Origin of the sequence: Porcipelethomonas sp. (assembly GCF_051893655.1) — a bacterium.
Taxonomy (GTDB): Bacteria; Bacillota; Clostridia; order Oscillospirales; family Ruminococcaceae; genus Porcipelethomonas.
On record NZ_JBJFHN010000125.1, the window covers coordinates 1 to 13,531 of the forward strand.

Annotated in this window: 8 protein-coding genes; 3 read left to right on the forward strand and 5 right to left on the reverse strand. The window is 36.2% G+C overall.

Annotation, left to right across the window (positions count from 1 at the left end; translation table 11 throughout):
* Positions 1-62: 62 nt before the first annotated feature.
* Complete coding sequence (locus tag ACI4WO_RS07330; RefSeq protein ID WP_439806901.1) at positions 63-2,369, forward strand: AAA family ATPase; 2,307 nt, start codon at positions 63-65, stop codon at positions 2,367-2,369.
* 38 nt (positions 2,370-2,407) lie between these two features.
* Here ACI4WO_RS07330 and ACI4WO_RS07335 read toward each other — a convergent pair whose 3' ends face one another.
* Genes ACI4WO_RS07335 through recJ form a run of 5 tightly spaced genes read right to left on the reverse strand, consistent with a single transcriptional unit; the run spans position 2,408 to position 10,744 of the window.
* Complete coding sequence (locus tag ACI4WO_RS07335; protein WP_439806902.1) at positions 2,408-4,387, reverse strand: hypothetical protein; 1,980 nt, start codon at positions 4,385-4,387, stop codon at positions 2,408-2,410.
* An 8-nt stretch (positions 4,388-4,395) separates the two neighbouring features.
* Positions 4,396-5,850 carry a coproporphyrinogen dehydrogenase HemZ gene (gene hemZ / locus ACI4WO_RS07340; protein ID WP_439806903.1) on the reverse strand — a complete coding sequence of 485 codons (1,455 nt, stop codon included), beginning with the start codon at positions 5,848-5,850 and terminating at the stop codon, positions 4,396-4,398.
* Positions 5,834-6,475 (reverse strand): MBL fold metallo-hydrolase, encoded by a 642-nt coding sequence (locus ACI4WO_RS07345; protein ID WP_439806904.1) that lies wholly within the window; start codon positions 6,473-6,475, stop codon positions 5,834-5,836. The genes hemZ and ACI4WO_RS07345 overlap by 17 nt, the downstream gene beginning before the upstream one ends.
* 18 nt (positions 6,476-6,493) lie before the next feature.
* Positions 6,494-8,677: a RelA/SpoT family protein gene (locus tag ACI4WO_RS07350; protein WP_439806905.1), complete on the reverse strand. Its 2,184-nt coding sequence runs from the start codon at positions 8,675-8,677 to the stop codon at positions 6,494-6,496.
* A 30-nt stretch (positions 8,678-8,707) separates the two neighbouring features.
* Positions 8,708-10,744 (reverse strand): single-stranded-DNA-specific exonuclease RecJ, encoded by a 2,037-nt coding sequence (recJ, locus tag ACI4WO_RS07355; protein ID WP_439806906.1) that lies wholly within the window; start codon positions 10,742-10,744, stop codon positions 8,708-8,710.
* 710 nt (positions 10,745-11,454) lie between these two features.
* Here recJ and ACI4WO_RS07360 point away from each other — a divergent pair.
* Together ACI4WO_RS07360 and ACI4WO_RS07365 are read left to right on the forward strand one after the other, a co-directional pair.
* The gene (locus ACI4WO_RS07360; RefSeq protein ID WP_439806907.1) at positions 11,455-12,384 is read left to right on the forward strand and encodes a dockerin type I domain-containing protein; all 930 of its coding nucleotides are present in this window, start codon (positions 11,455-11,457) and stop codon (positions 12,382-12,384) included.
* A 28-nt stretch (positions 12,385-12,412) separates the two neighbouring features.
* A complete protein-coding gene (locus ACI4WO_RS07365) occupies positions 12,413-13,171 on the forward strand; it encodes a dockerin type I repeat-containing protein (protein ID WP_439806908.1) in 759 nt (252 codons plus the stop codon).
* Positions 13,172-13,531: the final 360 nt, after the last annotated feature.

The window sequence follows — 13,531 nt, forward strand, 5'->3', positions numbered from 1 at the left end:
ATGATATACGGGAAGTAAAAAAGAAAGGAATTTCACTTTTATTTAAGTGAGAGGTGTGAATTATGGTATTATGCAGCAGGTGTAAGAAAAGACCGGCAGTAGTATTTATTACTTCTATGCACGGAAATGAAAAAAAGAATGAGGGTCTTTGCATGATGTGTGCAAAGGAAATGAATATTCCGCAGATTTCAGACTATATGGAACAGATGGGTATAACTGATGAGGATCTGGAACAGATGTCAGATCAGATGATGGATATTCTTGACGGAGAAGGCTTTGAAATGGGCGGTGCAGACACTTTGCCTCCATATATTCAGAATATGATGAATAATGGACTTAATGCGTTTAAGGCAAGTCAGAATGAAGCTCAGGAAAATAAGTCAAATCTGCCTGCGGAAAAGAAACCGGGATCATCAGGTTTCAGAAATGAAAAAAATGCAGAAAAAAAGAAAAAGAAGAAAGAACTTAAATTTCTGGATAATTACTGCACTAATCTGAATCAGCGTGCTGAAGAGGGTAAGCTTGACAATATTATTGGCAGGGATAAGGAAATTTCAAGAGTTGTTCAGATCTTGTCCAGAAGACAGAAAAATAATCCTTGTCTTATCGGTGAACCGGGTGTGGGTAAAACCGCAATTGCCGAAGGTATTGCCCAGAGAATTACTGAGGGAAGGGTACCATTTAATCTTGCTGATAAAAAGGTTTATCTTCTTGACCTTACTGCTCTTGTTGCCGGAACTCAGTTCAGAGGACAGTTTGAAAGCCGTGTCAAGGGTCTGGTAAATGAAGTGAAATCTGAGGGAAATATAATTCTGTTTATTGACGAGGTACATAACCTTATTGGTACAGGTGATTCTGAAGGCTCAATGAATGCTGCGAATATTTTAAAGCCTGCTCTGTCAAGGGGTGAGGTTCAGGTAATCGGTGCTACTACTTTTAGTGAGTACAGAAAGTATATTGAAAAGGATAGTGCCCTTGAACGAAGATTCCAGCCTGTAACAATAAATGAACCTACAATAGATGATACTGTAGAAGTACTTAAGGGTATAAAAAAATATTATGAAGCATACCACAAGGTTAAAATAAGTGATGAACTTTTAAGAATGTGTGCAGTACTTTCCGAAAGATACATTCAGGACAGATTTCTGCCTGATAAAGCAATAGACCTTCTTGATGAAAGCTGTGCATGTACGTGTATCCGCACTCCTGAAATCGCAAAGCATGATGAAGCTTCAAAAAAACTTAAAACTCTGACTGATATGGAGAAATCTCTTGAAGAACAGGAAGATACCAATTATGAAGCTCTGGCAGAAGTCAAGGTTGACATTATCCGTGTAAAAAATGAACTTGAGGAGCTTGAAAAAATTACTTCCAATGTTCAGGTTCAGGAATCGGATCTGGCAAAAGTAATTGAGCTGTGGACCGGCATACCGTCCAGCAAAATTGCCGAATCGGAATTTTCTAAAATGGCAAAACTTGAAAGCAATATAAAAAAGCATATCGTGGGACAGGATGAGGCAGTAAAGGTTTTATCCGAAGCAATTAAGCGTACAAGAGTTCAGCTTAACAAGAGAAGAAGACCAGCATCATTTATATTTGTAGGTCCTACTGGTGTGGGTAAAACTGAACTGGTCAAGGTTTTGTCCAGAGAGCTGTTTGATTCCACAGAACCGCTTATAAGGCTTGATATGACGGAATATATGGAAAAGCATTCTGTTGCAAAGATGATAGGTTCTCCTCCGGGATATGTGGGATATGATGAGGCGGGTCAGCTGACTGAAAAAGTAAGACGACAGCCTTATTCAGTAATTTTATTTGATGAAATTGAAAAAGCTCATCCTGATGTTATGAATATTCTTCTTCAGATTCTTGACGAAGGAAAAATTAATGACGCTCAGGGAAGAACTATAAATTTTGAAAATACAATTATTGCAATGACATCTAATGCCGGTTCTGCTGACAAATCAACCGGACTGGGCTTTAATAAATCCGCAGAGGATATTTCAAAGGATAAGGCTATGAAGGCACTCAGGGAATTTTTAAGACCTGAATTTATCAGCCGTATTGATGAAATTATAGTGTTCAAGCCGCTTACAAAAGAAAATTTTGCATCAATTGCCGGATTGCTTCTTGATGAAATGAAAGATCCGCTTGCTGAAAAGAATATTATTTTCAAATATGACCAGAAAGCGCTGGATGCTGTTGCAGAAAAAGCATACGGAAAAAGCTATGGTGCTAGAGATATCAGAAGGGTTATCAGACAGGATATTGAAAATAAAGTGGCAGATATTATTATTGAGAATAATGGAAATATTACCGGTATCGGTGTGACTGCAGAAGATGGTCAGATAAAGGTTGAACATATGTGATAATAAAAACGGAGCTTGAAAAAGCTCCGTTTTATATTTTATTGATTTATATTATTTTTATCTTTACGTTTTTTGATCATCACTATCAAGATAATAATCATAGCAGCAATACCTAAAACAAAAATTCCTATTATAGAAAAAACAACAGAGAAAACAATATAGAAAATATTTTTTACATTGTAATCTTTAGTTTTTAAAGTGTTTTCTGCCTGTATCACAGAAGTTTCTGTGGAAATAGTACTGTTGTCAGCTGATACAGAGGTCTGGACATCAGTTTCCTTTGCAGCATTTGTTCCGTTTTCCAGCAGATAGCTTGTTTCTTCAGCAATACTGGTAATTGTTCCTGGTTCAAAAATATTTCTTAGTCCGATTTTCTTAATTGTTTCCATATATGGGGAATCGGCCTGACAGTCAATTAAATTTTTATAAGTATCTATTGCCGAATCTCTGTCATCTGCATTTTTTATCCATAAGTCAAGAGAAGAAAGTGCTGAAGTCGCATAGCTTATATAATACATTGGCGCATTGTAGTTATGAGCAACATCTGTCCAGTCCATGAAATATACAACATCCCTGGAGTATTCCACTCCGTATTCGCCGCATAGCTCTTCATATTTTGCATTCAGCTGGTCAACAGTGCTGTCGGGATTTTCATATGCAAAGCGCTGGAATTCATCAAACAGACAACCTTCAATAATTGATGATGTCATTGCATAGATAGTATAATCTTTAAAAACTTTTCCGCTTTTTTGACCAAAAATATCATCGGAATAATCAGTAAAAAGTACTTCCATACCCTGAGAATGTATTTCAAGGGTATCAAGTGAGTTACCAAAGCTTTCATCGAACGCACGTGTCGGATGTATAAATTCTGCATTGGCATGTCCGAATTCATGAATCATTGTTCTTATATCATTATAATCACCGATAGGGCAATTGAAAATAAATGGTACTGAATATGAATACAAGGAAACAGTATATCCTCCGAACATTTTATTTGGCATAGGATCAATGTTATAAAGATCATGATCTCTCAGATACTGAAAATTCTCGGCAAAATCCGGGTCTATTTCACTGAAATACGGCTCAATTGCATCCATAACCTCTTCACCGGAATACTGTGCTTGTGAAAGACCTGATGAATAGATGCTGAACGAAAGACTGTTATATAGATCGTTGTAAATGTCAGAGAATGATGTTTTAACCTCTTCATACATTTTGTCGGCATCATCAAGAGAATAATCTCTTATATACAGATTTTCATAGGCATATTTAGCATAGTCTGTATATCCGTAAAGCTTTGCAATCTTATCACGAGCCTTAAGAAGCTCACAATAAATTTCTCCAAGTTCCTTATTCTTTTGGGTGAATATCATAGAATTAATTCTGTCATATTCGTCCTGGCTTTCAGGCGGATTATTATAAAGCTCATCTGCATTCCATGTTTTCCCTTTGTATTCCACACTGTAGTCCTGTGCAGAGAGCTTTTCATATTCCATAGTCAGTTCCAGTTCTTCTTTGGAAAGCTTGATATATTCTTCATCTGATTCTTCATAATAAGCTATTGCCGGAATATAATCTTCATTAAACATATCAAAAATTATATCCTGATAATCAGAATTATAAATTTTATTAAGAGCTGAGAAGATAATATCGTTATAGTCCTGATAATTTTCTTCAAGTTCAAGCAGTTCGTCCTGTATCTGTTCATTTGTAACATCAAAGTAAAAGTCGTTATAGCGTATACTATACATTGTTGCCTGTAAATCATATTCTTCAAGCATAATGTTTATAAGCTCTTCAACCCTTGCTTCTTTTCCTTTGGTATTTTTTTCGGCTATGCTTTTGAGTTCATCAGATGCAGCGGTAAGCTTGCTGTCGTCAAATTTCTGATATTTCATATCAGAATAATTAAGATCAGGACGATCAATATTCTGAACCTCGGCTGAAACATTAAGCAGCGGACAAACTGCTATAAGTGCTGCCATAGCAGCGGAAATTAGTTTTCTTTTGTTCATAGGCCACCTCATTTTTCTAATATCTCATAAATTTGCTTTTTCTTTTCCATAAGTTCATTGAATCTGTTTATATATTCATAGGGGAATTTATAATTATGTATTCTTGTTATTTTTCCATCCGGGGTTACAAGCTTGGTAGAAGCAGCACATCCTGCACCGAGAATTGTCTGTGTTTCGTCCATTATAAAAATATTATAAAGACTTTCTTTCCCTTTTTTTGCAAATCCGATATTTTCCAGATTTTCAATTGTATTTTTCTGCCGATACAGGTAGTAGGGATTATAACCATGTTCCGGCAGTAATTCAATGCTTTTTCCGACCATTTTCGACGTTGGATTATCAGCAGAGGTTTTCACTTTTTCATCGTACAGCTTTGCAGAACGCTTTATGGTCAGAGTGTGTACAGTAATGCTTTCCGGATTCATTTCCAGAACCTTGTCCAGAGTGTTTTCAAAGCTCTGGTATGTATCTCCCGGCAATCCGGCAATCAGATCCATATTTATGTTATCAAATCCTGCTTCTCTTGCCATATAAAAGGCTTTAACGGTATCCTCGGCAGTATGCCGTCTTCCGATTATTTTAAGAACATCATTGTTTAGTGTCTGAGGATTAACAGAAATTCTTGTTACTCCGGATTTTTTTATAGTCTGAAGCTTGTCCATGGTTATTGTATCTGGCCTTCCGGCTTCCACATTGTATTCTCTGACTGATGAAATGTCAATACACTCAGCAAGCTTATTCATTATAATCTCAAGCTGTGAAGCTTCCAGTGATGTGGGAGTTCCGCCGCCGAAATATACAGTATCTGTTTTAAGTCCCAGATTATTAATTATTTTACCCAGAATTTCAATTTCACGGCACAGGTATCTGATATAATCCGGGATTAATTTTCTGGCACTGTCCATAGAATGGGAAATAAATGAGCAATAGCTGCATCGGGTAGGGCAGAAGGGAATTGAAATATAAAGGCTTATAGTTTTGCAGTCCATTCCCTTAAGAAGCGGGATCTGATTTTCTGCTGTCATATAAGCAAGCTCAAGACGGCTTTGCGAAACCATATATTTGTCTTTTAAAATCTGAAATGCCTGCTGTTTGTCAGCACCGCTTTCCAGAAGGCTGACCATTTTCTTGACAGGTCTTATACCGGTCATAAGTCCCCATGGAGGAGTGATTCCTGTAAGCTGCTGCAAACACAAATAAATCAGTCTGCAAATTTCATGCTCACAGGTATTTTTATCAGCTCCGGCATTGGGTATATGACATGCCTTTCTGCATGATTTTCCGTTCAAACGGCAGTAAGCATAAAGGTAAGTATATTTTTTTCCTGTTTTAAGCCGGGACATTACTATGTCACCCGGAGCATCGGTTATGTCGTAATGAAATGTAAATCTTGACGGAATAAACAGTTTTACAGTAGCTTCTGTTTCATATTTAAAGTCATGGCCGCTAAATAGAATCTTCATATGGATTTCCCTTTAGGTAAGGATTATTTTTTCTTTCAAAAGAAAGGGTACTTGTTTCATTGTGTCCCGGATATACGTTAAAATCCCCGTCCAGTTCAGAAAGCTTTTTTAAAGAATCGAAAATTTCTCCCATACTGCCTCCGGGAAAATCAGTACGACCCATGGAAAGCTTAAACAAGGTATCGCCTGTAAAAAGGGAATCTTCGCATTTATAACATAAGCCGCCCTTTGTATGACCGGGAGTGTGAATTACCTCAAACTCAAGCTCATCAAGAGTTATTTTATCACCATCTTTTATCACAGTAAATTTCTCGGCACAATTGAATTCACCGTTTCCGATGGCATCTGCAAGGCTTAAAGTGCGGCTTGTAAGCATAGGTGCGTCATTTTCGTGTATAAAAATTTCAGCATCGTTTTCTGCTGCCGCCTGTGCCGCTGCACCGAAATGGTCATAATGCCCGTGAGTTAAAAGAATCTTTTTAACGCAAAGCTTATGTTCTTCAAGAAGACCTTTAAGCTTCGGATAGTCACCACCGGGATCAATAACAGCGGCATTTTTTCTGCTCGTTTCAACTATATAGCAGTTTGCCATAAAGTTTCCGAGAGGAATGCGATAAACTTTCATTTAAATCTCCTTCAACATTTATATTTTTGCTCTTTCAACTGATATAACATTTTTAACATGTCTTAACTTTTCAAACAGACCATTTAACTGTTCAGTATTGGCAATAGTAATAGTAGCCTCAAAAAGAGCATTTCCGTTTTTAAGATTTCTTGATGAAGAATGCAGAATAGGAATTCTTGCTTCTGTTAAAATTGCGGTAATATCGTAAACAAGACCTACTCTGTCAAGAGCAATTACTTCAATGCTTGTCTGAAGACTTGTCTGTTCGCTGTCTGTCCACTGAACATCCATCCATCTGGCAAGCTCTTCCGGATCGTTTCTTTTTACCGCAGACAGATAATTGGTGCAGTTTGTTGTATGTACTGATATACCGTGTCCTCTGGTAATGAATCCCACAATCTCATCTCCGGGAAGGGGATTGCAGCACTGTGCGAATTTGACAGTACAGTCTTCTATTTTATCTAAGACAATACCGCTGCTTGGTTTGTGTACCGGTTTTATAACAGCAGTTTCGCTGTCATCATCAGTATTGTAAAGCTTCATGTATTTGTCTTTAAGCCTAGGCATGATTTTTGAAAGCATAGTACCGCCGTAGCCGATTGAAGCGTAAAAATCTTCCAGAGTACTGCAATTATGACGCTTTAAATCATCAGCCAGGAATTCTTCCAGCTGTTCTTCAGGAACACGTATTCTGAAATGTTTGAATTCCTTTTCAAGCTCTGCTTTTCCGGTTGCAATATTTTCCTCACGGCATTCTTTTTTGAACCATGAACGTATTTTTGATTTTGCTTCGTTGGTTTTTGCGATATTAAGCCATGCTCTGTTTGGTCCTTTGTTGGGTTCACTGCTGGTAATTATTTCACAGATTTCTCCGGTATGAAGCTGATAGTCAAGAGGGACGAGCTTGCCGTCTACCTTTGCACCTACTGTTTTATGACCTATCTGGGTATGAATTTTATATGCATAGTCTATTACTGTTGAATTTACAGGAAGTGAAATTGAATCTCCCTTAGGAGTCATAACGACTATATCTTCCGGTGCAAGATCATTTTTTATAATTCTTACAATTTCTTCAACATCATCAGAGGTCTGTTGGGCTTCTATGACCTGCCGTACCCATGCAAGTCGCTGATCCATTTTATCATTGTGCTGAATACCTTCCTTGTATTTCCAGTGGGCAGCAATTCCGTATTCAGCTGTGGCATGCATTTCCCATGTTCTTATCTGTATTTCAAAAGGAATTCCTTCCTTTCCTAAAACAGTGGTATGCAGTGACTGATACATATTTGCCTTAGGAGTTGAAATGTAATCCTTGAATCGGTTGGGGATAGGACGGAACATATCATGGACAAGTCCCAGTACATTATAGCATTCGCCTACAGTTGAAACGATTATTCTGACAGCATATTTGTCATATATTTCTTCAATTGATTTATGATGGACAAACATTTTTTTATAGATGCTGTAAATGCTTTTTACACGGCCTTCTATCTGAGGAGGCTTGATAAATTCCTGATCTCTGAAACGGTATGCAATAGTTTCTTTTATTGAAGTAATAAACGCTTCACGTTCATCCTTTTTGATTTCAAGAATGTGTTCAATTTCAGAATATGCATAGGGGTCAAGATAGTGGAAAGCAAGATCCTCAAGTTCTTCTTTTATTCCTCTCATACCCAGACGGTGAGCAATAGGTGCATAAATATTCATTGTTTCATGAGCTGTGTTTCTTTGTTTTATTCCCGGACGGTATTTAAGTGTTCTCATATTATGCAGTCTGTCAGCAAGTTTTATTATAATTACTCTTATGTCCTGTGACATAGCAAGAAGCATTTTTCGGACGTTTTCTGCTCTTTGTTCCTCTTTGTTGAACATAGGAACCTGATTGAGCTTTGTTACGCCGTCAACGAGCATAGCAACATCCTGACCGAATTTCTTCTTTACCTCATCAAGAGTAACAGGTGTATCTTCAACAACATCATGAAGCATAGCAGCACATATGGTATCCGTATCCATTCCAAGCTCCAGAAGAATATATGAAACTGCAAGGGGATGAATAATATACGGCTGACCTGAAGAACGTGTCTGCCCCTCATGTGCTTTTGCTGCAAATTCATAGGCAGTTATTATTTTGCTTAAGTCATACTGCTTATCATCGGTCAGAATTTTCTGGATAAGCATATCAATGGTATATTCATCATTCATGTCAATCTCTCCATTCCGATACCGGTTTGATCAGACTGTAGTCTTCGTCCGGCATTTATTTCTTAAATCATGCAGTATTTCAGAACTATCCAGATCAGCTTTAGGAGCGTTTCTTATAATTCTGACTTCCTGAGAAAAATAATCTATATTTACAAGTCCCAGCTCGCTGAAAATATCAAGACACAGCCGCAGCTTGCAGTAATTCATATTGTCAGACGCAAAGGTCATGTAAAGAGTATCAGTACTGAAATTGCCGGAGGCAAGCTTTTTATAAACTGGTACAAGTTCATTTCTGTCAGGGCACATTCGTGCATAATATGCTTCGGGAAGCTCTTCTTTTCTTTTGTATTTTTCATATGTAGCTTTCGCAGCAAAATATTTTTTCTGCTCAATACCGTTTTTTCGGTAATCCTTAACAATGATGGATATTGTTTTTCTGCCGGCAAAATTCTGAACTTCCATAGTGACCATGAAGTCTGCCTTATCTCCCTTTTCAATAAATATCTCATCAGGCGAACGGCGGAAAATCAAAGCCTCCAGACAAGTTCTGCCGTATCGTATCTTAAGCTTTGTATGCAGTCCCTTTGACAGTGGAATAATATCTTCAACTACTGTATTGCACATTGCAAAAACAGGCTGACGGTTTCCTTCACCATAAGGCTCAAGAATTTTAAGACCCTCTATATTGTTAAATGTAATTTCTTCCGGAAGGATCAGCTTTTCAGCAGTTATATCAGGAACAGGCATTATTTCAAAATTTTCAAGTGCATATTCCTGAAGTCGTTTTTTAAACTCACCGATTTTTGAAGTTTCAATTGAAAAGCCTCCTGCACCCATATGACCGCCGTATTTAACAAGAAGATCGGAGCAGTAGTCCAGTGCTTTATAGATAGAAAAATTTCCGAATGAACGAGCAGAACCTCTTGAAATTTCACCTTCTTCTGTGATAATAAAGCAAGGTTTGTCAAACCGTTCCATAATTCTTGATGCGACTATACCAATAACCCCGTGATGCCAGTTTTCACCGCTCAGCACCAGTACTCTGTCATATAATATTTCAGAATTTTCGTTAATTGTTGAATTGATAGTATTTATAATTTCATTCTCAGCATTTTTTCGTTCAGTATTCAGTTTGTTCAGTTCATCTGCCAGCATTTCAGCTTCTGTGTCATCATCAGTAAGAAAAAGCCTTGCTGCCAGTGACGGCGAGCCGAACCGTCCTGATGCATTGATTCTGGGAGCTAAACCGAATGCGATAGAATTTGAAGTCAGCGGAGGTTTAAGACCGCTTTTTTTGATAAGTTCATTAACTCCCGGACGCTCTGAATTTTCCAGAAGTCTGAGCCCTCTGCTTACGATAAATCGGTTTTCGCCGGTAAGTGAAACAACATCAGCAACTGTGCCTATTGCAGCGAATTCACCGTATTCATTCAGTGCTGTTTCGTAATCACCATTTTCTAAAGCTGCAACAAGCTTAAGAGCAATTCCTGCACCGCACAGATATTTAAATGTTGAGGGACAGTCCTTTCTGTGGGGATTTACAATTGCTTCAGCCGTAGGAAGCTCATCTCCCGGCTGATGATGATCAGTAACCACAAGCTTCATGCCAAGCTCGTAAATAAGCCTTGATTCTTCAATAGCAGATATTCCGTTGTCAACGGTTATTATTAAATTTACCCCCTGACCAGCAAGCTTTTTAACTGCGTCTGCATTAAGCCCGTACCCTTCGCTGCGTTCAGGAATGTAATACATAACATTTGCACCCATGCACTCAAGGTATGAAAAGAGAATTACAGTTGATGTAATGCCGTCACAGTCATAGTCTCCGTAAATACATATGCTTTCAAAATTTTCAACAGCTTCATTTATAATTTCAGCTGCTTCTCTCATATCCTTTAACAGAAAAGGATCAGACAAGCCGTCTGTATTAAGCTGTTCAGCGGCATTTGAGGCGCTGGTGAATCCTCTTGCGGCAAGAATATCAGCACAAAGCGGAGTAACTTCACTTTCTCTGAGTATTTTTTCCGAATATTCTTTCTGAGGTTTTCTGACAATCCATTTTTTCATGTGTTCACCGATCCTGAAAATTAATAATCATTTCTTATTATAACATTTATGCGTAAAAAATACAAGCAGTTTAAAACAGTATATTTATTTTTTTGAGTTTTTATTATATATAGATTAATATATGCTATACAGTATAGTGAAAATCATGATATGGATTTACAGCACAGTAAAATACATTTTCTGGCAAAATTGTGTAAAAAGACTGTAGAAAAACTGTTTACAAGCGTTAAATATATATGTTATAATAAATTATCGGCAAAAGCCGAAATAAAAATTATTTTTTCTACGCATCATGGCTCAGTGTAAAACCACTGAGCCATTGGTGTTTTTATATGAAATAGTCATGAATTGGAAAAAACCATATAACATAAATTATTTTAATTTGCCTTTTATTGTTTGAAAAAAATATAAATAAAATTTGTGCAAAATTACAAAAATATTGATTTTTATTATTTTAATATTGAAAATTCTGGAATATGGTGCTATAATAAAAATATAAAATATAGAAAAATTATGATAACTGTAGATTTCAGTACATAAAATCTGGATTTGAATAAATTAAAATATTGTATCGTTTAATACAGAAGAAAATGGCAGGAAGAGGTGACTTGTCATTTATATATAATTTGACAAACGGGAGGGATAGGAAAAATTCCAGATAAGTTCCAAGAAGAAAGCACGAAAAATTAAATAATTTTGGAGGTATATTTATGAAAAAGAGTAAAATGTTAAGTATGATTTTAAGCGGTGTCATGGCATTTTCGATGGCAGGAAGTATTGCAGCAGCTGCTGAAGATTCCTCAAATGAAGATTTACAGTATATGACCCTTGCCGAAATTCTTGAACTTGACAAAGAAGAGTTTTTATCTTTAGATGGAGCCGAAGATGATTATAAAAATATGTACAATATGTGTACCACAGTATTGAATAACACGTTATGGTCGTGTTATAATGGCAAGCCGGAGATAGAATCATATCTGACTCGTGATAATTTTGGCGTCTTTATGAACTTGTATTTAGGTGTTGACGTAAATATGGATGATACTACTCTTAAGTATGAAGGTCCGTTTGGTACATCATACAGACCTTATGAAACAGAAAAATATACAAAATACATATTAGGAGATGCAGTTGAATATGAAATGGAGAGTCCATTGCAGTATGATGGACAATTATATGGATGCATATTGTTTACTGCAAAAATAAAATTAGACAAATATTTCACATATGAAGAATCTGATAATTATGATGACATTTTGCTTGATGGGGATGCTTCAAGTAATGAAACAAATAATAAATTGAATTATAATGAAATGTCAGAAGAAGAAAAAGATGAAATTATTTTATATTATACCAAAATAGAGTATAGTTTACAGCAATTAGGAAATGATTTTAAAATGTTAGATAGCAGAATGGACTTTGATATTGGATATAAAGCTGTTGGAGAGGCTAATAACGATGGTAATCTTGACATAAGAGACGCTTCATTTATTGCACAGAAATTAGCTTCCGGTAAGGCGGATGAACTGCCTGATACAGCCGATTTTAATTCTGACGGAAAAACAGATGTCAGAGATGCCGCTTTAATTGCTCAGTTTATGACAGCCAGAAGTGCGGCAAAGGCAGAAGGCTTGATTTGATGTAAACATATATTATGGAGGGATATTTATGAATAAGAGTAAATTGTTAAGTATGATTTTAAGCGGTGTCATGGCATTTTCGATGGCAGGAAGTATTGCAGCAGGTGCTGAAAATGTAAAAACTAAAGAATATTCTCTTACAGAATTGGAGAATATGAGCAAGGAAGAATTTTTTGAATTGGAAGGAGCAGAAGCTCAATACAATACATGGGTAAAATATGTTGATAACACATATAATTCACTTCTTACAAATGAAGATACAGCTGACAACGCTGGTGATATAAAAATATTATATACCAGATTTTCTGTTAATGTAAGAAATGATGGGAAATATAAATTTCTGGAATCTGAAAAGAAATTAAAGAATCTTCTTGGCGGAAGAGAAGTTGAAATAGAAAGTCCTGTAATATCCGAAATTCCTCAATGGTTAAATCATTTTGTTATTTATGATAAGGATTTTTCGATATCAAAAAATGAAATAACGGATGATGATATCTTATTTATTACCAAATATCAATATTGCATAAGACAGGTTTGTGATTTTAGTTTTTATACCTGGGATACTTTGCCTTTAAGCATTACTGCATATGGCGAAGCTAATGGTGACAATATCCTTAACATAAGAGATGCTTCATTTATTGCACAGAAATTAGCTTCCGGTAAGGCGGATGAACTGCCTGATACAGCCGATTTTAATTCTGACGGAAAAACAGATGTCAGAGATGCCGCTTTAATTGCTCAGTTTATGACAGCCAGAAGTGCGGCAAAGGCAGAAGGCTTGATTTAATGTAAATAATATTTATATGCAGCCAGAACCCGATGTGATTTATATTGCATCGGGTTTCTGCTGTTATTTACATTCTTATTATGACTTTTGGAAACACTGCAGGCGGTATTTTTATTCCGCTGGCAAGTAAATTTTTTATAAATGATGCAAAATCCGCACAAATCCGTAAACAGTAAAATTTTCTGTAATAATATAGTAAAAACGTAAAAAATCCGGAGTTATTTACTATATTTTTTTATAAATTTAACAAAAATGTAATAGTCATTCCTGTTTTGTACTAAAAATAAAGAAAAAATTGATGTTTTTTGAATATAATACATATTGACTTTTTCTATGAAATATGTTTTAATATTAGTAACA